Here is a 19,558-nt window from a genome sequence, read left to right on the forward strand (position 1 = left end):
GCGCGTCCTGCGTGGGCGCTGTGGGCCCGAAGTCTTCTGCGACGCGGTCCGCGGGCGTTCCCGCGGGGGTGGTCGAGGACCATTATCGCACTAAGACGCGCGGCGCGTGGGATTGGCCTCGGCCGAACGCTTCGTCACGGCGGCCCGCCGCCGGCCCGATGGGATAATCGGGGCCATGCCGACGCGCCTCTCCCACACCCGCCCGCGAGTTCTCGCGATCTGGTTGATCGTCGCCGGTGTGGTCGGCTGGATCGCAGCCTTCGTGCTGACCATCGAGAAGCTGCACGCCGCCGAGAATCCCGGCACCGCGGCCTCCTGCGACTTCAGCATCGTCGTGCAGTGCACCGAGAATCTCGGCTCCTGGCAGGGGGCCGTCTTCGGATTCCCGAACCCCCTGATCGGCCTCACGGCGTGGATGGCGCCCGTCGTCGTCGGGGCGGCGATTCTCGCCGGGGCGCGCTTCGCCCGTTGGTTCTGGCTACTGTTCTGGGCGGGGATGACATTCGCCGTCGGATTCGTGATCTGGCTGATCGGGCAGTCGGTGTACGACCTGCACACGCTCTGCCCGTGGTGCATGGTCACCTGGGCGGTCACGTTCCCGTCGTTCTATGCCGTCACACTGCACGTGCTCCGCTCGGGCGTTGTCCCGCTCCCCGCGAAGGCGCGCGCAACCGCAGACACCCTCATGGGGTGGATGCCGCTGTTGACGGTCGTGACCTATGCGGTCATCGCGCTGATCGCCCAGCTCGAGCTCGACTGGATCTCGTACCTCTAGCCGAACGCCCCGGAGTCGTTCGCGACGGCACTCCCTTTCGCCTCGCTGCGCTCGCCCAACCACCGGGGTGCGCCGGTGTTGGCCGTTGCGCGAGGAGCGCAGCGACGAGACGAAACGCATGGGCGCGATGGCGGACGGCGTTCTGGGCTCGCCGCGCTCGCTCAATGACCGGGAGCACCGTGCGGGGCGGACCGTTTCGTTTCGCTGTGCTCGCTCAACGACCCGGGATGGCGGGTGGGGTGCGTGTCGTCAGAAGGGTGGTGGATCGTCGGGCGACCGTGGCCTGGGTGGGTGGTTGGTTTCGGGTGTGAAGTGGACGCCGAGGACGGGTGGCTTGTCGATGTAGACCCTGCCGAGGGGGCTGGTCCATTCCAGGATCCCGCCGCCGTGTTGTCGGACTTTCCAGGCGGTGAACTGCTTCATCGAATGATGCCGTTGACACAAGTGCTCGAGGTTGCAGACCTCAGTGGGCCCGTCGTGGGCGTGGTCGATGGTGTGGTCCTGTTCGCACCTGACGGCGGGCTGCCGGCACCCGGGGAACCGGCAGTGCCGGTCACGGGCGCGGAGGAACCGGTCGATCGCTGCGGTCCGGTGGTAGGTGTCACAGTGGAGCACGGCCCCGGTGACCGGGTGGGTGATGACCCGTTCCCACGGCCCTTCCATGACGGTGGCGAGTTCGCGGGCGGTGGCGGGGTCGATGGGTGCGTGTCCGACGAGGTCTGCCGGTGCCCGGTCGTCGCCGAGGAGGGTGAGCGCGGGGACCAGGATCTGCACTCTGCCTCGGAGCGCACCCAGCACCCCGGGGCCGTCGTCGGTGCGAGTCGGATCCGCGCCGGGTGCGCCGGTCAGCAGCAGGTCCGTGAACACGTCCGCCCGGAGCTGATCCATCGTCCTCGTATCAGGCCCCAGGCGCAGGTCAGCGTCGCCGGTGTCGGTGTCTGTGTCGGTGGTGCCGGCCCCGTCCGTGTGGGCGCGGGTGCGACCGAACGCGTCCACCAGTTGGGGGTGTTTCGCGGCGTCTTTCACCGCGCGGGCTTGCTGGGTGAGGCGGTCGTAGATCCCATCGGCCAGCACCGACGGGACGATCGAAGTGACTTCCGACATCCCATCCCCGATCGGGGTGACACACACCCGCCGGGCCTCCCTCGCGTCGACATGCCGTTCCTGCAGGGTGCGGGGATGGAGGCGTTCTGCGAGGAGCCGGAGCTCATCGCGGATCCGGCCGGGTGTGTCGTCGACAGCGCGTTGCACCGCGTGCGTTTCGAACGCTGCGCGTTCCCCGGGTGGGATGATCGCACCGGTCTCCGCGATCACCCGCACATGCCCCTGCGTGATCGTGCCCTGCTCCCACGCGATCATCGTGACCGGGAACTGCTCCACCAGGTCGAGGGCCTGCCCGATCCTGGCTTGCACGGTCCGGTCCGTGACCCGCAACACCCCGGCCACCTCCGCCGCGATTCCGCGGAGCGCCATGTCATGATCCCGCACCGCCTGCGGCGACCCCGCAGCCTGCTTCCGCGCCAGGTCACCGGCAGCGGCCAGCGCCCGGGTCTGCCGGGACAGCACCTCGGTCAGGATCGCCTGGGTCTTCTCGATCTCCGCGACGATCTCGGCCAGGACGGCGGTCTCCCCGTCGCTGAACCCGATCACCCCGTTCGAAGACATGTTCGAATCATGTCACGGACCTCCGACACTCACGCCACGCTATCCACAAGGGATCTCGATACACCGCGGCTGCGCCGCGGCACTCGATCACCGGGAGTGCCGGCTGCGCCACGGCACTCGATCACCGGGAGTTTCCGGATCCGCCGGGGCGGGCGATCACGGGGTCGGCGGGGCGTTTCGACTCGCTACGCTCGCGGGGCGACAGGGTCTACGGCATGGGCCGGACGTCAGAACCAGATCGCGAGTTCGCGCGCCGCCGACTCCGGGCTGTCGCTGCCGTGCACGAGGTTCTGCTGCACCTTCAGTCCCCAGTCGCGGCCGAAGTCACCGCGGATGGTGCCAGGGGCGGCGGTGGTCGGGTCGGTGGTCCCGGCAAGTGAGCGGAATCCTTCGATGACGCGGTTGCCGGCGAGGCGGATCGCGACGGACGGTCCCGACATCATGAACTCGAGCAGCGGCTCGTAGAACGGCTTGCCGGCGTGCTCGGCGTAGTGCTGCTCGAGCACGTCGCGGTCCGGTTCGACCAGGCGGATGTCGACGAGCGCATAGCCCTTCGCCTCGATGCGGGCGAGGATCGCGCCGGTCAGGCCCCGAGCCACGCCGTCCGGCTTGACGAGGACGAGGGTCTGTTCGAGGGTCATGTCAGTCTCCGTTCGTGTCGGTCGCCGCCCGCGTCGCATTCGCGCGATCGAGGGCTGCGCCCTTGATCGTCGCATACGCGTACATGGCACCGAAAATCAGGGCGACCACCGCGAGTGCGGGCACGAGGAACGCGCCGGCGCCGACGACCAGTTGCCAGAACCATCCGAGCGCGATCCCCCAGCGGTACCGCACGAAGCGGCCGCTGACGATCATCAGCACCGCCAACACGCTGCCTGCGACGATCCCCCACCAGTCGGGGATCGGGTCGGGCAGCGCTGAGGTGCCATAGATCACGAGGCCCGCGAGGAACGCGACGATCGCCTCGAAGCCGAGCACGATCGACGTGAGGGACTCCTCGGCGCCCCGGCGACGGCGTGGGCGTGGGACGCGAGTCAACGACCCCACCCGCTCTTCCATTCCTCCGACTCGGCAAGAGTGACCGCTTCGCCGGCGAGTACGACGCTGCCGGCGATGATGACGGCGCGACGCTCTGACGACGAGGCCCACTCCCGGGCGGCGTCGGCGGCGTCTGCGAGACCCGGGTGCACGGTGACCGGCAGGCCGGCGGCCTCGACGAGGTCGGCGAGCGTGTCGGGGTCGGCCGCCCGCTCTGAGTCGGGGCCGGTGGCGAACACGTGCGTCGCGACGGGGGCGAGTGCGGCGAGGATGCCGTCGGCATCCTTGTCGCCGAGCACGCCGAGCACGACGCCCCATTCGTCGAAGTCGAACGAGGTGCGCAGTGCCTCCGCGAGGGCCCGCGCGCCGTGCGGGTTGTGCGCGCTGTCGGCGAGCACGGTCGGGGCGACACCCACCAGCTGCAGGCGACCGGGCGAGGTCACCTCGGCGAGGCCCTCGGTGAGCACGTCAGCGGCGAGCGGCTGGGTGCCACCGCCGATGAGCGATTCGACCGCGGCGATCGCCAGGGCGGCATTCTGCCCCTGGTGCGCGCCGTACAGCGGCAGGTACAGGTCGTCGTAGGTGCCGGCCAGGCCGCGCACCGACAGCTGCTGTCCGCCGACGGCCAGGTGCTGGGCGGTCACGCCGAAGTCGGTCGGAGCGACGGCGAGGGTCGCCTCCTGTACCGTCGCGGCGGCACGCAGCACGGACTCGGCCTCGGGCACCTGCGGCGCTGAGACGGCGGCCGCGCCGCGCTTGATGATCCCCGACTTCACTGTCGCGATCTCACCGATCGTGTCGCCGAGCCGGTCGGCGTGGTCGATGTCGATCGGCGCGAACACGGAGACGTCGCCGTCGGCCGTGTTCGTCGAGTCCCATGCGCCGCCCATGCCGACCTCGATCACCGCGACATCGACGGGCGCGTCGGCGAACGCGACGAAGGCGAGTACGGTCAGCAGTTCGAAGAAGGTCAGCGGTGCATCACCGGTGGCCGACAGTTCCTTGTCGACGAGGTCGACGAGCGGGGCGATCTCGTCCCACGCGTCGGCGACCGCGGCGTCGGCGATCGGCTCACCGTCGATCATGATGCGCTCGGTGAACCGCGCCAGGTGCGGGCTGGTGAACAGGCCGGTGCGCAGGCCGTGCGCGCGCACGAGGCTCTCGACGATGCGACTGGTCGAGGTCTTGCCGTTGGTGCCCGTGACGTGCACGACGCGGTAGGTGCGCTGCGGGTCGTCGAGCAGTTCGAGCACACGGCGGGTGCGCTCGACGCGCGGCTGCACCCATTGCTCCCCCTGGCGGGTCAGCAGGGCCGCGTACACGGCGTCGGCGCGAGCTTCGTCTTTCATCGGTTCTCCTCCTGCAGACGGGTGACGGTGACCGTCACGGCGCCGCGGTTCGCGTAGGTGCCGGCATCGACGACCGCCTCGTGCTCGACGGTGTCGGGCAGCTCGCCGGCAGACGCGAGCGTGCCGGACTCGGCGCGAACCACGTACGCGAGCGCAAGCGTCTCCCCCGCCACGTCGGCCGCCTCGAACCCTGCGGTCACGGACTCGGCGTCGGTGGTGTCGGCGAACTGCAGCCCGAGGGCGATGCGGTCACTCACGTCGAAGCCGGCGGCCTTGCGGGTGTCCTGCACGGCGCGCACGATGTCGCGCGCGAGCCCCTCGGCTTCGAGGTCGGGCGTCGTCGCCGTGTCGAGCAGCACGAAGCCGCCGTCGCTCAGCAGCGCGATCGCGGTGCCTTCTGCGACACCGCCGGCCTCCAGGGCGAGCTCGTACTCGCTCGGCTCAAGGCGGATGCCGTCGACGACGACGCCGTCGGCATCCTCGGTCCATAGCCCCGCCTTCGCGCCGGCGATGACGTGCTGCACCTGTTTGCCGAGACGCGGACCAGCCGCGCGCGCGTTGACGGTGAGCCTGCGGGTGATGCCGTACGACTCGGCGACGGATTCGTCGAGTTCGACGAGGTCGACCGACTTCACGTTCAGCTCGTCGCGCAGGATCTCGTCGAACTGCCCGAGCGCCGCCGCATCGGCGACCGCGACCGTGAGACGCGGCAGCGGCAGGCGGACTCGCTTGCCCTCGCGCTTGCGGAGCGCGTTGGCGACGGAGGACACCTCACGCACGGCATCCATCGCCGCGCGGATGTCGCCCGCGTGGGCGAACTCGGCGGCATCCGGCCAGTCCTCCAGGTGCACGCTGCGGCCACCGGTGAGGCCCTGCCACACGCGCTCGGTGATCAGCGGCAGCAGCGGCGCGGCGACGCGGGTGAGCGTCTCGAGCACGGTGTAGAGCGTGTCGAACGCCTCGGTGGATGCCGGGTCGTCGGTCACGCCGACCCAGAACCGGTCGCGGGAGCGGCGGATGTACCAGTTGGTCAGCGCCTCGGTGAACTCGCGCAGCTTCGCGGCGGCCATCGTGGAGTCGAGGGCTTGGAGGTCGGCCGCGACGTCGCGCACCAGGTCGCCGGTGAGCGCCAGGATGTACCGGTCGAGCACGTTCGTCGAGTCGGTGCGCCGGCGCGCGCGGTAGCCGCCGGAGGCGTTCGCGTACGTCGCGAAGAAGTACCACGCGTTCCACAGCGGCAACTGGAACTCGCGGACGCCCGCCCGGATGCCCTCTTCGGTGACGACGAGGTTGCCGCCGCGCAGCACCGACGAGCTCATGAGGAACCAGCGCATCGCGTCGGAACCGTCGCGGTCGAACACCTCGGAGACGTCCGGGTAGTTGCGCAGAGACTTCGACATCTTCTGTCCGTCGCTGCCCAGCACGATGCCGTGGCAGGCGACGCCGCTGAACGCGGGCCGGTCGAACAGCGCGGTCGACAGCACGTGCATGACGTAGAACCAGCCGCGCGTCTGCCCGATGTACTCGACGATGAAGTCGGCCGGCGCATGCGTGTCGAACCATTCGCGGTTGTCGAACGGGTAGTGCACCTGCGCGAACGGCATTGAGCCCGAGTCGAACCAGACGTCGAACACGTCCTCGATGCGGCGCATCGTGGACTGACCGGTCGGGTCGTCGGGGTTCGGTCTGGTCAGCTCGTCGATGTAGGGACGGTGCAGGTCGACCTCGCCTTGCTCGTTGCGCGGCAGCGCGCCGAAGTCACGCTCGAGGTCAGCCAGTGAACCGTACACGTCGACGCGCGGGTGCTCGGGGTCATCGCTCTTCCACACCGGGATCGGCGAACCCCAGAAGCGGTTGCGGCTGATCGACCAGTCGCGCGCACCCTCGAGCCACTTGCCGAACTGGCCGTGCTTGACATTCTCGGGCGCCCAGGTGATCTGGTCATTGTGCGCCAGCATCCGGTCCTTGATCTCGGTCACGCGCACGAACCAGCTCGAGACGGCCTTGTAGATGAGGGGGTTGCGGCACCGCCAGCAGTGCGGGTACGAGTGCTCGTAGCTCGCCTCGCGCAGCAGGCGTCCCTCCGTTTTCAGCAGGCGGATGAGGGGCCGGTTGGCGTCGAGCCACAGTTCGCCGGCGACGTCGGTGACGGGCGAGAGGAACCGTCCGCCGTCGTCGAGGCTCATGATGAGCGGGATGCCGGCGGCTGCCGTGACCCGCTGGTCGTCCTCACCGTAGGCGGGTGCCTGGTGCACGATGCCGGTGCCGTCGCCGGTGGTGACGTAGTCGTCGACCAGGATGCGCCAGGCGCGCTCGGTGCCCCACGTCTCGGCGTCGGCGTAGTAGTCGAACAGCGCGTCGTAGTGGACGTCTTCGAGGTCGGCGCCGCGCACTGTCTGCTCGACGGCGGCGTGCGCTGCCTCGGCATCCGGGTAGCCCAGGTCCTTCGCGTATCCGCCCAGCAGCGGCTCTGCCAACAGGTACCGGTGCGACTCCCCCTCGGCGCGGTCTGCGTGCACATCGGCGGCACCGGACGGTCCGCCGGGGACGACGACGTAGTCGATATCGGGGCCGACGGCGAGCGCGAGGTTTGTCGGCAGCGTCCACGGCGTCGTCGTCCAGGCGAGGGCACGCACACCGGTCAGGCCCAGCGTCTCCGCCTTCGCGCCGACGAGCGGGAAGGTGACGGTGACGGACGGGTCCTGGCGCATCTTGTAGACGTCGTCGTCCATGCGCAGCTCGTGGTTGCTGAGCGGCGTCTCGTCGCGCCAGCAGTACGGCAGCACGCGGTGCCCCTCGTAGGCGAGGTCCTTGTCGTAGAGCTCCTTGAAGGCCCAGAGCACCGACTCCATGAAGTTGGTGTCGAGCGTTTTGTAGCCGCGCTCGAAGTCGACCCAACGCGCCTGGCGGGTGACGTAGTCCTCCCACTCGCGGGTGTACTCCAGTACCGAAGACTTCGCCTTCGCGTTGAACGCGCCGATGCCCATCGCCTCGATCTCGCTCTTCTCGGTGATGCCGAGCTGCTTCATCGCCTCGAGCTCCGCCGGCAGGCCGTGCGTGTCCCAACCGAAGACCCGGTCGACCTTCTTGCCGCACATCGTCTGGAAGCGCGGGAAGAGGTCCTTCGCGTAGCCGGTGAGCAGGTGCCCGTAGTGCGGCAGCCCGTTGGCGAACGGTGGGCCGTCGTAGAAGACCCACTCGTCTGCGCCTTCGCGCTGCTCGATGGAGGCGCGGAAGGTGTCGTCGCGCTGCCAGAAGGCGAGGATGTCGCGCTCGACGTCGGGGAAGCGGGGGCTCGGGACGACGGGCTCGTCGGCGTTCAGCGGGTAGGTCATCGTTCTCTCGCAGGTCTCGTGTGCTCCTGCGAGGACGATCCTTCGACCGCGGTACCACCTCGCTTGCGTCCGGGGACGCCCCTCTCCGACGGCTGTGACGGGCCTGCCCCGCGCGGTTCTAATAGCGCCGGTGGTCGAGTGCCGCTGGAGGCGGTGTATCGAGACAGGCGCGTTCTTCCGCGAGCTCCCCGGTGATGGCCGGATCGGTGCTGATCGCTCCATCATACGCGTCGTGGGGGTGCCGCGTAGGGTCGTGGCATGGCACGTCGAGACGAACCAGCACCGCCGCGCGATTGCACCCCGGACCTGCCCGACGAACTCGACGAGGTCGCCTTCCTCGCTCCGCGGGAGGAGGTGTTCGCAGCCCGCGTCGCGGGACTGGAAGGTGCGGTGCGCGCCGCGCATGCCAGGCTCATCGAGACCGAGCTCGTGCAGCCGCAGGTCGAGGTGTTCGACCTCGTCGGTGCGACGCTCACTGACGTGCGTGTCGACGGCATCCGGGCGGTCTCGCTGACCTCCCGCGAGGGACGCTGGCACAACGTGGCGATCACGGGCGGGCGCATGGGCACGCTCGACCTCGGGCACGCCGAGATCGACGGCCTCACCCTCACCGGGCTGCGCCTGGACTACTGCTCGTTCGCCGGCGCCAAGGTCGCAGACCTCACGCTGCGCGACTGCACGATCGGTACGTGGGATCTCCCCCAGGCGACGCTGCGCCGCGCGCTCGTGGCCGACACCCGCGTCGACGAGGTCGACACCCGCGGACTGGATGCCGACGACACCGATCTGCGCGGCCTCGACGCCGCCGTGTTCACCGATCCGCGCGGCCTGCGCGGCGCGACCCTCACCTCGATGCAGGCGGCGCTGCACGCCGAGTCGTTCGCCGCGGTCCTCGGCATCCGCCTGGCCTGACCGCCCGGTAGACTCGGCGTCACAATCCACATTCAGGCACGCTCACACAGTGCCGCACATATCGCTCGAGGAGACACCCATGACCGATGCGCAGATTCCCGACAAGCCGGCTCTCGAAGGCCTCGAGCAGAAGTGGGATGCCGCGTGGGCGGCGCAGGGCACGTACCTGTTCGACCGCGACGCAGCGAAGGCAGGGGGCCGCGCCGGTGTCTTCTCCGTCGACACGCCTCCCCCGACCGCGTCGGGTTCGCTGCACATCGGCCACGTGTTCAGCTACACGCACACCGACGTGAAGGTGCGTTTCGAGCGCATGCGCGGCAAGACCGTGTTCTATCCGATGGGCTGGGACGACAACGGCCTGCCCACCGAGCGTCGCGTGCAGAACTACTACGGCGTGCGCTGCGACCCCTCGCTCCCCTACGACGCCGACTTCACCCCACCGTTCAACGGTGACGCGAAGAGCCTGAAGCCCGCCGACCAGGTGCCGATCAGCCGTCGCAACTTCATCGAGCTGTGCGAAGCGCTCACCGAAGAGGACGAGCAGCACTTCGAGAACCTGTTCCGCCAGCTCGGCCTGTCGGTCGACTGGACCCAGACATATCGCACGATCTCCGACGACACGATCCGCACGAGCCAGCTGGCGTTCCTGCGCAACGTCGAGCGCGGTGAGGCTTACCAGGCGCTCGCGCCGACGCTGTGGGACATCGATTTCCGTTCCGCGATCGCGCAGGCAGAGCTTGAAGACCGCGACCAGCAGGCTTCGTACCACCGCATCGCGTTCCACAAGAGCGATGGCTCCGGCGACATCCACATCGAATCGACCCGCCCCGAGTTGCTCGCCGCATGTGTCGCCCTCGTGGCCAACCCAGACGACGAGCGCTACCGCGGCCTGTTCGGCACGACGGTGCGCACGCCCCTGTTCGACGTCGAGGTGCCGATCCTCGCCCACCCCCTCGCCCAGCAGGACAAGGGCTCCGGCATCGCGATGGTCTGCACCTTCGGTGATGTGACCGACATCATCTGGTGGCGAGAGCTCGACCTGCCCAACCGCACGATCCTCGGCAAGGACGGCCGCGTGCTGGCCGAGATGCCCGAGGCGATCGTGTCGGATGCCGGTCGTGCGGCCTATGCGGAGCTCGTCGGCAAGACGGTGTTCACCGCGCGAAAGACGGTCGTGGAGCAGCTGCAGGGATCGGGCGAACTGCTCGAGGTCTCCAAGCCCTTCAGCCACCCGGTGAAGTTCTACGAGAAGGGCGACCGCCCCCTCGAGATCGTCTCGACCCGGCAGTGGTACGTGCGCAACGGCGCCCGCGACGAAGACCTGCGCGACACGCTCATCTCGCTCGGCAAGGGCATGGACTGGCACCCCGACTTCATGCGCGTGCGGTACGAGAACTGGGTCGGCGGTCTCACCGGCGACTGGCTCGTGTCGCGCCAGCGCTTCTTCGGCGTGCCGATCCCGGTCTGGTACGGCCTCGACGAGCACGGTGAGCGCGACTACGACCGCGTGCTGACCCCCGACCACGCGAGCCTGCCGATCGATCCGACCATCGACGTGCCTGCCGGTTACACGGCGGACCAGCGCGGTGTGCCGGGCGGGTTCGACGCCGAGCAGGACATCTTCGACACGTGGGCGACGTCGTCGCTGACCCCGCAGCTGGCGGGCGGCTGGCAGCGTGACGACGAGCTCTGGAACCTCGTCGCACCCTTCGACGTGCGCCCGCAGGGCCAGGACATCATCCGCACCTGGCTGTTCTCGACGATGCTGCGCTCGGCGCTCGAAGACGGCCGTGCGCCGTGGACGGATGCCGCGATCTCGGGCTTCATCGTCGACCCCGACCGCAAGAAGATGTCGAAGTCGAAGGGCAACGTCGTCACCCCCGCCGACATCCTCGCGGGGCACGGTACGGATGCGGTGCGCTATTGGTCGGCCTCCAGCCGCCTCGGCGCAGACGCCGCCTTCGACCCGCAGAACCCGACGCAGGTCAAGATCGGCCGGCGCCTGGCGATCAAGGTGCTCAACGCGGCCAAGTTCGTGCTGTCGTTCCCGGTGCCGGAGGGCGCGCAGATCACGCACGCGCTCGACGCGTCGATGCTCGCGACGCTCGACCAGGTCGTCCGCGACGCGACGAAGGCGTTCGAGGCGTACGACCACGCCCGGGCGCTGGAGCTGACCGAAGCGTTCTTCTGGACCTTCTGCGACGACTACCTCGAGCTCGTCAAGGAGCGCGCCTACAACCAGACTGACGCGGGCCAGGCCTCCGCCGCCCTGGCGCTGCGCCTCGCGCTGTCGACGCTGCTGCGCCTGCTCGCCCCCGTGCTCGCGTTCGCGGCTGAAGAGGCGTGGTCGTGGTTCGAGGAGGGGTCGGTGCACACCTCCGCGTGGCCGACCCCGCTCGAGATCGAGGGCGACCCGGCGGTGCTGACTGCCGTGAGCGCCGCGCTCATCGGCATCCGTCGTGCCAAGACCGAGGCGAAGGCGTCGCAGAAGACCCCGGTGGACACGCTCACGGTCGCCGCGCCGGCCGCAGTGCTGGATGCCGTGCGCTCGGCCGAGGGCGACCTCAAGGCGGTCGGGCGCATCGCCGATATCGCATACGCCGACGCCGACACGCTCACCGTCAGCGACGTCGTGCTGGCGCCGCAGGAGGCATGATGCAGCTCGGCACGCGGTGGAGCATCGGCGCGGACATCCCGCGCGCGGTGCCCGCCGCGCTGCATCCGCACATCCGCGCCGTCGAGGCCGAGTGCGATGACCCACAGGCGCGCTGGACGCTCACCTTCCTCGAGGGGCGCGCAATCGCCGACCTCGATGTCGGTGTGCTCGTCGAGCAGCAGGCCGACGGGACGGTCACGGTGCGCGAGGACCTCGACGAGTTCTAGGTCCAGTCGAAGGTCAGCACCGCGAGCCGGCGAATCGTCACCTGCCCGATCGGACCGGTGTCCGCCGACGTCGGCACGTATGACACCGAGGAGAGACTGTCGCCGGCGATACCCACGCGGCTGAGCCTAGTCGTCGTGATCGGGCACCGCGTCGGCGCCCGCCTCACGCGTCCCGACGACGAGCAGTCGCGAGGCGATGAGCGCAGCGATCACCGCGATCGCGCCCCCGATGACGAACGGCGCGCGCAGGTCCCAGCGGCCGACGAGCCCGCCCAGCACGGTGGCGACGGGAAAGAGCCCCCACGTGAGCGTCCGGATGACGCCGAGGACCCGTCCGAAGATCTCCGGTGGCACGATCTGCTGGCGCAGGCTCCCCCACGGCACGTTCCACACCGATACGGCAGCGGCCGACACCGAGAACGCGGCGACCGCGAGCCACACGTTGGGAGCGAGGCCGGTGACGGCCATGGCGGTGCCCGAGACGAGGATCGCCGACAGCATGATGCGACCGCGGCCGAAGCGGGCGACCAGTCGGGAGGCGACGAGGGATCCGCCCAGTGCGCCGAGCCCGATGGCGGCGGTGAGGAAGCCGATCGCCGCGACCGGCACATCCATCGTCTCCAGGAAGAACAGGATGATGACCGCTTGCGCGAACGACAGGCAGGAACCGATCACCGAGGTGAACAGGACCATGGCGCGCAGGTAGCGGTGTCGCCAGAGGTAGCGAAGGGCCTCGCGGACGGGAATGCGCGCCGCGGCGACCGCAACCGGCTGCGCGGTCGCACCGACGGCGATGTCCGGGGCATTCGATGCGACCGCGCGCGCCGGATGCGGTAGATGCCGGGCCGCGGCGGCAGGCAGCAGCAGCGCGAGCACGATCGGGGCGATGTACCCGACGGCGCCGCACCACAGCGGTAGGCCCAGCGAGACCGCGAACAGCACGCCGGCGATGGGGGTCGCGACGAAGCTGTCGATCGTGATCTGGGCCGCCTGCATCCACCCGTTCGCACGGTCGAGCTGGCTGCGGCGCACGACGCCCGGGATGACGGCGTTCGTCGCGTTGTCGAAGAGCGTCTCGCCGAGCCCGAAGACGAGCGTGGCGGCGAACAGCGCCGTCAGCGAAAGGTCGCCGCCGACGGCGAGGATCGCCAGCCACAGGGCGACGCCGCCGCGGATCGTGTTGGCGAGGGCCATGAGCACCCGGCGGTCGAACCGGTCGACGAGCATTCCGGCGGGGAGGCCGAACAGCAGCCATGGGACGAATGCGAGCGCGCCGATGACGGAGATCGCCAGCGGATCTGTGGTCAGGGTGGTCGCCGCGAGCGGTACGGCGGTGCGGCCGAGCCCGTCGGCGAGGTTGCTGAAGGCGGCCGCGGTCCAGAGCTTGCCGAAGTCGCGCCCGAGCGGGGTCTTCGCGCGCGTCACGGTGGTCGTCATCGCGGCAGGATGCCGCTGCGATGCGCGGCGCCGCGCGTCTGCAATGCGTCGTCACCGTCGTCGCGACGACGACCGGAACGCCGGGCGATGCGCCGTTCGACAAGCGCTTCCGACGCGGCCGCTGCGCGCAGCAGCACGCTCTCGAAGACGGTCGGCGCCGGGCGGCACGCGGCGGTGGCGAGGGTTGCGGTGGTCATTGGGGGTCTCCTTCGTGCACGTCTTCCGCGTCTTCGGCGGGCTCAAGCGGGAACATGTCCGCGCGCACGGTGATCGGCCGCACGTCCGGCCCGGTCTGGTCGCGGTACGTTGTGGCCGCCTCGTCGAGCAGCGCCGAGAACTTGAGGGCGAGTTCGCGCAGCTGCGGTGCGGTCATGCGCACCGTGGTCGTGGAGAGCATCGCTGCCTCCTGCCACTCTTCCGGCTCCACGTCGTAGGCGTGTGCGAGGTAGTCCGCGAGCTGCCGGTGCCGGCGATCGAAGTAGGACGACATGACCACCTGGCTGGCGGCGCGACCGGCGGGGGTCTTCATCGCCTCGGGGTTGGCGAACGAAACGCTGCCCCGCGGACGCTCCCACCACCGTTCTCGGGCGGTGCCGCGACCCTCGACCTCTTGGATGAGGTCGTGTTTGGCGAGCGCGCGCAGGTGGTAGCTCGTGACACCGGACGACTCGCCCAGCCGGGCGGCGAGCGAACTGGCCGTCTGCGGACCGAGCTGCGACAGGATGTCGTAGATCTCGACGCGGATCGGATGCGCCAGCGCCTTCAACGCGCCCGGGTCGAGGATGCGCACATGGGCGAACGGGTCGCGGGGTTCGTCGGTCGTCATGTTCCAAAGATATCTTTGCAAAGACACATATGCAAGCATTTCTTTGCATCGGTCGACGCCTGGGCTCTAGGCTGGCGTGATGACGGATGCTTCGAACCCGCTGCTCAGCCCGACCACCCTCCCCTACGGACTCCCCGACTACCGTCTCATCCGTCCCGAGCACTACCTACCGGCATTCGAGGAGGCCTTCGCGCAGCACCGTGCCGAGATCGGCGCGATTACGCGGGTGCGATCGGCGCCGACATTCGAGAACACGCTCGTGGCGTGGGAGGAGTCGGGCGCGTTGCTGAACCAGGTCGCCCGCACCTTCTACACGGTGTCCTCCGCCGACGCGACCGACGAGATCCAGCAGATCGAAGAGACGCTCGCGCCGCTCATGTCGGCCCACCAGGACGCCATCCAACTCGACAGCGCCCTCTACGCACGCGTGCGCACCGTCTACGAAGCGCGCGACACGCTCGGGCTGAAGGGCGAGGACCGGCACCTCGTCGAACGACGCCACACCGAGATGACCCACGCGGGTGCCGCCCTCGACGACGCGCAGAAGGCGCGGCTGACCGAGCTCAATCAGCGTCTGTCGGTGCTGACGACGACGTTCGAGAAGCACCTGCTCGCCGACACCAACGATCTGGCCGTCGTCTTCGAGGACGCCGCGGAACTCGCGGGACTGACTGAGGGCGAGCTGTCCGCGGCGGCGGCAGCGGCCCGCTCCCGCGGCGTCGACGGCTACGTCGTCTCGCTGACGCTGTTCACAGGGCATCCCCACCTGTCGTCGCTGACCTCGCGCGAGAGCCGCCGTCGACTGCTCGACGCGTCGCGCAGTCGCGGGTCGCGCGGCAACGCGAACGACAACCGTGAGGTGCTGCTCGAGATCGTGCGGCTGCGGGCCGAACGGGCAGAGCTGCTCGGGTACGCCTCGCACGCCGCCTACATCACGAGCGACGAAACGGCCGGCTCCCCCGAAGCCGTCCACGCGCTGCTGCGCCGCCTCGCCGCCCCCGCTGCGGCGAACGCGCGACGCGAGCAGGCGGCGCTGCAGGCGATCATCGACGCCGGCGCCGAGCCGTTCCCGCTCGAGGCGCACGACTGGGCGTTTTACACCGAGAAGGTGCGCCAGGCCGAGTACGACCTCGATCGCACGGCGCTTCGCCCCTGGTTCGAAGCCGAGCGCGTGCTGCAGGACGGCGTCTTCCGCGCGGCGAGCGAGCTGTACGGCGTGACGTTCTCCGAGCGCGACGACCTGCCCGGATACCACCCCGATACCCGGGTGTTCGAGCTGCACAACCCTGACGGCAGCGAGCTCGGCCTGTACGTGCTCGACCTCTACACTCGCGACACCAAGCGCGGCGGTGCGTGGATGAACTCGATCGTCGACCAGAACGCGTTGCGTGGCACGCGACCGGTCGTCGTGAACAACCTGAATGTGCCGCAGCCGTCGCCGGGCAGCCCCACGCTGCTCACCCTCGATGAGGTGACGACGCTGTTCCACGAGTTCGGCCACGCGCTGCACGGCCTGTTCGCGACGGTCACCTACCCGCACTTCGCTGGTACGGCGGTGTTCCGCGACTTCGTCGAGTTCCCCAGCCAGGTCAACGAGATGTGGATCTACTGGCCCGAGATCCTCACCGCCTACGCGCGCCACATCGACACCGACGAGCCCCTGCCGGCAGCGGTCGTGGAGAAGCTGCGCGCATCCGAGGTGTTCAATCAGGGATTCGCCACCAGCGAGTACCTCGCGGCCGCGTGGCTCGATCAGGCGTGGCACTCCTTGTCCGCCGCGGAGGCGGCCGCGGTGACCGACGTCGCCGCGTTCGAAGCGGCGGCCCTCGCCGACATCGGCCTGGACAACCCCGTCGTGCCGACGCGCTACTCGTCGACTTACTTCGCGCACGTGTTCAGCGGCGGATACAGCGCGGGGTACTACTCGTACATCTGGAGCGAGGTGCTCGACGCCGACACTGTGGAGTGGTTCCATGAGAACGGCGGGCTGACGCGCGCAGGCGGCGACCGGTTCCGGGAACGGCTGCTGGGCGTGGGCGGATCGAAGGATCCGCTCGAGGCCTACCGCGACTTCCGGGGGCGCGATGCCGACATCGCGCCGCTGCTGGCCCGCCGCGGACTCGATTCCTGACCAGAACGGACGTGACCATGCTCGCCGACACCCCCTATGGTCCCGCGGACGACTTGGACCTCGCTCCCCTGCCGCTGGCGGCGGTGCGCCACGACGGTGTCACGATCGCCGACCTGACGCGCCTGTTCGATGCGGGCTTCGGGGCTCTGGGTGCTGCGGCCGCAGGCGGCGTCGTCACCCCGATCGGACCGGCCGTCGCGATCTATCACGGTGACCCGATGGCGACGTTCGACCTCGAGATCGCGTTCCCTGTCGCGACGCCGCTGACCGATCCCCTGCCCGGTGAGGGCGGCGTGCTCATCACGCCGTCATCCCTGCCCGCCGGCGCCGCGGTCGCGACGACGCACATCGGCTCCTACGACGGGCTGGGCAGCGGATGGGGCGGTCTCGTGGATCGCGCAGCGCAGCGCGGGATCCATCCCGCCGGCACTTGGATCGAGGTCTATGTGTCGGACCCGACAGACACACCGGCCGACGAACTGCGCACCGACCTCATCATGCCGACGGCGGTGTGACCGCGTAGACGACGCGGGCGAACTGCCCGACCGCCTTCGCCGAGACCAGTCGCAACCGGTCGGATTCGACGCGACGCGGCAGCAGTGGCGCCCCGCCGGTGAGCAGCACCGGGGCGATCGAGACGGCGATCTCGTCGAGCGCACCGGCGTCGACGAATTGGCCCGCGAGGTCTCCCCCGCCGACCACCCAGATGTCCTTCTCTCCCGCCGCCGCGCGCAGCTGCGGCAAAGCGTCTGCGACGTTGCCGCGGAGGAAGGTCACATCGGCTCCGTCGGGTACCGGGAGGTCGCGGTTGGTGAACACGAATGTCGGCCGATCGCCGTGGAAGTCATGCCACTTCTCAGGATGGTTCAGGATGTCGGATTCGGCGAGCACCCACTCGTAGGTCGTGGAGCCCTCGACCAGCACGCCCGCGTTGGTCGGCAGCACTTCGTCGTCCGGCGTCGTGCCGCCGTCGACGGCGAACAACCACGCGAGGGAGTTCTGCTCGTCGGCGATCCAGCCGTTGATCGTCGTCGCAGTGTCGAAGATGATGCGTCCCATGCCGGCCACCCTATGCGGGGGTTCGGACAGGGAACGGCTCAGGCGCTCTTGCGCTTCTGGCGGAGGACGAGCGTCGGTGCCGCACCGTCAGTGACCGATGCCCGGGTGACGATCACCTTGTCGACGTCTTCGGTCGACGGGATCTCGAACATGATCGGCCCGAGCACTTCTTCGAGGATGGCGCGCAGTCCGCGAGCGCCCGTCTTGCGCTCCATGGCGAGGTCGGCGATCGCACGGAGCGCATCGTCTTCGAACTCGAGCTCCACGCCGTCGAGCTGGAACATGCGCTGGTACTGCTTGACGAACGCGTTCTTCGGCCCGGTGAGGATCTGGATGAGCGCATCCTGCCCGAGCGGTGAGACCGCAGTGACGACCGGCAGACGGCCGATGAACTCGGGGATCAGACCGAACTTGTGCAGGTCTTCGGGCTGCACCTCGCTGAAGAGTTCGAGATCCTGACCCTTGTCGTGCAGCGGGGCGCCGAAGCCGACGCCGTGCTTGCCCACGCGCGACGAGATGATCTCTTCAAGGCCTGCGAAGGCACCGGCGACGATGAACAAGACGTTCGTCGTGTCGATCTGGATGAACTCCTGGTGCGGGTGCTTGCGCCCGCCCTGCGGCGGCACCGAGGCGACGGTGCCCTCGAGGATCTTCAGGAGCGCCTGCTGCACGCCCTCCCCCGACACGTCGCGGGTGATGGAGGGGTTCTCCGCCTTGCGGGCGATCTTGTCGACCTCGTCGATGTAGATGATGCCCGTCTCTGCCCGCTTCACATCGAAGTCGGCTGCCTGCAGGAGCTTCAAGAGGATGTTCTCGACATCCTCACCCACGTAGCCAGCCTCGGTGAGGGCGGTGGCGTCGGCGACGGCGAACGGCACGTTGAGGCGCTTTGCGAGCGTCTGCGCGAGGTAGGTCTTGCCGCAACCGGTCGGCCCGAGCAGCAGGATGTTGCTCTTCGCGATCTCGACCTCTTCGGCGCGCTGCTCTGCGGGCTGGATGACGGTGTGCGCACGCACGCGCTTGTAGTGGTTGTAGACGGCGACGGAGAGGGCGCGCTTGGCGGCATCCTGCCCGACGACGTACTCCTCGAGGAACGAGAAGATCTCGCGCGGCTTCGGGAGGTCGAATTCGGCGACGGCGCCGTCGGCCGATTCGGCCATGCGCTCTTCGATGATCTCGTTGCACAGCTCAACGCACTCGTCGCAGATGTAGACGCCGGGGCCCGCGATCAACTGCTGGACCTGCTTCTGGCTCTTTCCACAGAAGGAGCATTTGAACAGGTCGGCGCTCTCACCGATGCGAGCCATGCACTCCTCCTTGGTGTTCCGACGTTCGCCGGTCGTGCGGTGCACCTCCGAGCCTAACCTCAGACACCGACACTTCTGTGGATTGTGGCCGGTTCGCCGCACTCCGCACACGCGAACGCCCCCACCGGATGGCGGGGGCGTTTGCGTGTGCGGATCAGGAAGCGATCGAGGCCTGCTGCCGCTTGCGCGACGTGAGCACCTGGTCGACGATGCCGTACTCGAGCGCGTCGTTCGCCGACAGGATCTTGTCGCGGTCGATGTCCTTGTGGACCTCCTCCTGCGACTTCTTCGTGTGACGCGCCATGGTCTCCTCCAGCCACGTGCGCATGCGCAGGATCTCGGCAGCCTGGATCTCGATGTCGGATGCCTGACCGTGCCCGGCCTCACCGACGGCGGGCTGGTGCATGAGGATCCGGGCATTCGGCAGCGCGAGGCGCTTGCCGGGAGCGCCGGCCGCGAGCAGCACCGACGCAGCGGAGGCCGCCTGTCCGAGCACGACCGTCTGGATCTGCGGCGAGACGTATTGCATCGTGTCGTAGATCGCCGTCATGGCGGTGAAGGAGCCACCGGGCGAATTGATGTACATGACGATGTCTCGGTCGGGGTCCTGGCTCTCGAGCACGAGCAGCTGCGCCATGACGTCATCGGCCGAGGCGTCGTCGACCTGCACGCCCAAGAAGATCACGCGGTCCTCGAACAGCTTGTTGTACGGGTCCTGGCGCTTGTAGCCGTATGCCGTGCGCTCTTCGAACTGCGGCAGGATGTAGCGGCTCGAGGGCAGCTGCACGCCACCTGCGGCTCCGGGCATCGCGAAGGATGGGGTGTTCATCGTGAGGGTCCT

Annotated in this window: 17 protein-coding genes; 6 read left to right on the forward strand and 11 right to left on the reverse strand. The window is 69.1% G+C overall.

The features are described from left to right. The first annotated feature begins 175 nt into the window (after positions 1-175). Complete coding sequence (locus tag ACSF8R_RS12230; protein WP_434812153.1) at positions 176-775, forward strand: vitamin K epoxide reductase family protein; 600 nt, start codon at positions 176-178, stop codon at positions 773-775. 249 nt (positions 776-1,024) lie between these two features. Here the strand turns inward: ACSF8R_RS12230 and ACSF8R_RS12235 are convergent, their stop codons facing one another. The 5 genes from ACSF8R_RS12235 to ileS all read right to left on the reverse strand — a co-directional run bounded on the left by ACSF8R_RS12235 (position 1,025) and on the right by ileS (position 8,162). Continuing rightward, entirely contained in the window at positions 1,025-2,440 is a 1,416-nt protein-coding gene (locus tag ACSF8R_RS12235) for a DUF222 domain-containing protein (RefSeq protein WP_434812154.1), read from the reverse strand. A 227-nt stretch (positions 2,441-2,667) separates the two neighbouring features. Next, positions 2,668-3,081: a nucleoside-diphosphate kinase gene (gene ndk, locus ACSF8R_RS12240; protein ID WP_434812155.1), complete on the reverse strand. Its 414-nt coding sequence runs from the start codon at positions 3,079-3,081 to the stop codon at positions 2,668-2,670. Position 3,082: 1 nt separating this feature from the next. Continuing rightward, a complete protein-coding gene (locus ACSF8R_RS12245) occupies positions 3,083-3,487 on the reverse strand; it encodes a DUF4233 domain-containing protein (protein WP_434812156.1) in 405 nt (134 codons plus the stop codon). Continuing rightward, complete coding sequence (locus ACSF8R_RS12250) at positions 3,475-4,827, reverse strand: bifunctional folylpolyglutamate synthase/dihydrofolate synthase (RefSeq protein ID WP_434812157.1); 1,353 nt, start codon at positions 4,825-4,827, stop codon at positions 3,475-3,477. The genes ACSF8R_RS12245 and ACSF8R_RS12250 overlap by 13 nt, the downstream gene beginning before the upstream one ends. Further along, positions 4,824-8,162: an isoleucine--tRNA ligase gene (ileS, locus tag ACSF8R_RS12255; protein WP_434812158.1), complete on the reverse strand. Its 3,339-nt coding sequence runs from the start codon at positions 8,160-8,162 to the stop codon at positions 4,824-4,826. The genes ACSF8R_RS12250 and ileS overlap by 4 nt, the downstream gene beginning before the upstream one ends. Positions 8,163-8,420: 258 nt before the next feature. Between ileS and ACSF8R_RS12260 the strand changes: the two genes are divergently transcribed. The 3 genes from ACSF8R_RS12260 to ACSF8R_RS12270 all read left to right on the forward strand — a co-directional run bounded on the left by ACSF8R_RS12260 (position 8,421) and on the right by ACSF8R_RS12270 (position 11,957). Next, the gene (locus ACSF8R_RS12260) at positions 8,421-9,074 is read left to right on the forward strand and encodes a hypothetical protein (RefSeq protein WP_434812159.1); all 654 of its coding nucleotides are present in this window, start codon (positions 8,421-8,423) and stop codon (positions 9,072-9,074) included. A gap of 79 nt (positions 9,075-9,153) precedes the next feature. Beyond that, the gene (gene valS, locus ACSF8R_RS12265; protein ID WP_434812160.1) at positions 9,154-11,730 is read left to right on the forward strand and encodes a valine--tRNA ligase; all 2,577 of its coding nucleotides are present in this window, start codon (positions 9,154-9,156) and stop codon (positions 11,728-11,730) included. After that, a complete protein-coding gene (locus tag ACSF8R_RS12270) occupies positions 11,727-11,957 on the forward strand; it encodes a hypothetical protein (RefSeq protein WP_434812161.1) in 231 nt (76 codons plus the stop codon). Before valS ends, ACSF8R_RS12270 begins: the two co-directional genes overlap by 4 nt. 126 nt (positions 11,958-12,083) lie before the next feature. Here ACSF8R_RS12270 and ACSF8R_RS12275 read toward each other — a convergent pair whose 3' ends face one another. The 3 genes from ACSF8R_RS12275 to ACSF8R_RS12285 are packed head-to-tail and all read right to left on the reverse strand — an operon-like array spanning position 12,084 to position 14,220. After that, the gene (locus ACSF8R_RS12275) at positions 12,084-13,394 is read right to left on the reverse strand and encodes an MFS transporter (RefSeq protein WP_434812162.1); all 1,311 of its coding nucleotides are present in this window, start codon (positions 13,392-13,394) and stop codon (positions 12,084-12,086) included. Next, positions 13,391-13,591 carry a hypothetical protein gene (locus ACSF8R_RS12280; RefSeq protein ID WP_434812163.1) on the reverse strand — a complete coding sequence of 67 codons (201 nt, stop codon included), beginning with the start codon at positions 13,589-13,591 and terminating at the stop codon, positions 13,391-13,393. The genes ACSF8R_RS12275 and ACSF8R_RS12280 overlap by 4 nt, the downstream gene beginning before the upstream one ends. Then, positions 13,588-14,220 (reverse strand): helix-turn-helix domain-containing protein, encoded by a 633-nt coding sequence (locus tag ACSF8R_RS12285; protein WP_434812164.1) that lies wholly within the window; start codon positions 14,218-14,220, stop codon positions 13,588-13,590. Before ACSF8R_RS12285 ends, ACSF8R_RS12280 begins: the two co-directional genes overlap by 4 nt. 79 nt (positions 14,221-14,299) lie before the next feature. On the opposite strand from ACSF8R_RS12285, the gene ACSF8R_RS12290 reads away from it, so the two are divergent. Together ACSF8R_RS12290 and ACSF8R_RS12295 are read left to right on the forward strand one after the other, a co-directional pair. Then, complete coding sequence (locus ACSF8R_RS12290; RefSeq protein ID WP_434812165.1) at positions 14,300-16,351, forward strand: M3 family metallopeptidase; 2,052 nt, start codon at positions 14,300-14,302, stop codon at positions 16,349-16,351. A 17-nt stretch (positions 16,352-16,368) separates the two neighbouring features. Then, positions 16,369-16,866 (forward strand): GyrI-like domain-containing protein, encoded by a 498-nt coding sequence (locus ACSF8R_RS12295; protein ID WP_434812224.1) that lies wholly within the window; start codon positions 16,369-16,371, stop codon positions 16,864-16,866. Here the strand turns inward: ACSF8R_RS12295 and ACSF8R_RS12300 are convergent. From ACSF8R_RS12300 to ACSF8R_RS12310, 3 genes are all read right to left on the reverse strand, one after another. Next, the gene (locus ACSF8R_RS12300) at positions 16,847-17,410 is read right to left on the reverse strand and encodes a dihydrofolate reductase family protein (RefSeq protein ID WP_434812166.1); all 564 of its coding nucleotides are present in this window, start codon (positions 17,408-17,410) and stop codon (positions 16,847-16,849) included. The two genes, ACSF8R_RS12295 and ACSF8R_RS12300, sit on opposite strands and share 20 nt — an antisense overlap. Positions 17,411-17,448: 38 nt before the next feature. Then, positions 17,449-18,717 carry an ATP-dependent Clp protease ATP-binding subunit ClpX gene (gene clpX, locus ACSF8R_RS12305; RefSeq protein WP_434812167.1) on the reverse strand — a complete coding sequence of 423 codons (1,269 nt, stop codon included), beginning with the start codon at positions 18,715-18,717 and terminating at the stop codon, positions 17,449-17,451. 154 nt (positions 18,718-18,871) lie between these two features. After that, on the reverse strand, positions 18,872-19,546 hold the full coding sequence (locus ACSF8R_RS12310; RefSeq protein WP_434812168.1) for an ATP-dependent Clp protease proteolytic subunit: 675 nt from the start codon (positions 19,544-19,546) through the stop codon (positions 18,872-18,874). Positions 19,547-19,558 lie beyond the last annotated feature (12 nt).

The organism is Microbacterium sp. bgisy189, from assembly GCF_965345345.1.
Classification (GTDB): Bacteria; Actinomycetota; Actinomycetes; order Actinomycetales; family Microbacteriaceae; genus Microbacterium.

What these genes read in the sequence shown, in the direction of transcription:
- ACSF8R_RS12230 (WP_434812153.1), top strand. Translation starts at nt 176, where the DNA reads ATGCCGACGCGCCTCTCCCACACCCGCCCGCGAGTTCTCGCGATCTGG.
- ACSF8R_RS12235 (WP_434812154.1), bottom strand. Translation starts at nt 2,440, where the DNA reads ATGTCTTCGAACGGGGTGATCGGGTTCAGCGACGGGGAGACCGCCGTC.
- ndk (WP_434812155.1), bottom strand. Translation starts at nt 3,081, where the DNA reads ATGACCCTCGAACAGACCCTCGTCCTCGTCAAGCCGGACGGCGTGGCT.
- ACSF8R_RS12250 (WP_434812157.1), bottom strand. Translation starts at nt 4,827, where the DNA reads ATGAAAGACGAAGCTCGCGCCGACGCCGTGTACGCGGCCCTGCTGACC.
- ileS (WP_434812158.1), bottom strand. Translation starts at nt 8,162, where the DNA reads ATGACCTACCCGCTGAACGCCGACGAGCCCGTCGTCCCGAGCCCCCGC.
- ACSF8R_RS12260 (WP_434812159.1), top strand. Translation starts at nt 8,421, where the DNA reads ATGGCACGTCGAGACGAACCAGCACCGCCGCGCGATTGCACCCCGGAC.
- valS (WP_434812160.1), top strand. Translation starts at nt 9,154, where the DNA reads ATGACCGATGCGCAGATTCCCGACAAGCCGGCTCTCGAAGGCCTCGAG.
- ACSF8R_RS12270 (WP_434812161.1), top strand. Translation starts at nt 11,727, where the DNA reads ATGATGCAGCTCGGCACGCGGTGGAGCATCGGCGCGGACATCCCGCGC.
- ACSF8R_RS12275 (WP_434812162.1), bottom strand. Translation starts at nt 13,394, where the DNA reads ATGACGACCACCGTGACGCGCGCGAAGACCCCGCTCGGGCGCGACTTC.
- ACSF8R_RS12280 (WP_434812163.1), bottom strand. Translation starts at nt 13,591, where the DNA reads ATGACCACCGCAACCCTCGCCACCGCCGCGTGCCGCCCGGCGCCGACC.
- ACSF8R_RS12285 (WP_434812164.1), bottom strand. Translation starts at nt 14,220, where the DNA reads ATGACGACCGACGAACCCCGCGACCCGTTCGCCCATGTGCGCATCCTC.
- ACSF8R_RS12290 (WP_434812165.1), top strand. Translation starts at nt 14,300, where the DNA reads ATGACGGATGCTTCGAACCCGCTGCTCAGCCCGACCACCCTCCCCTAC.
- ACSF8R_RS12295 (WP_434812224.1), top strand. Translation starts at nt 16,369, where the DNA reads ATGCTCGCCGACACCCCCTATGGTCCCGCGGACGACTTGGACCTCGCT.
- ACSF8R_RS12300 (WP_434812166.1), bottom strand. Translation starts at nt 17,410, where the DNA reads ATGGGACGCATCATCTTCGACACTGCGACGACGATCAACGGCTGGATC.
- clpX (WP_434812167.1), bottom strand. Translation starts at nt 18,717, where the DNA reads ATGGCTCGCATCGGTGAGAGCGCCGACCTGTTCAAATGCTCCTTCTGT.
- ACSF8R_RS12310 (WP_434812168.1), bottom strand. Translation starts at nt 19,546, where the DNA reads ATGAACACCCCATCCTTCGCGATGCCCGGAGCCGCAGGTGGCGTGCAG.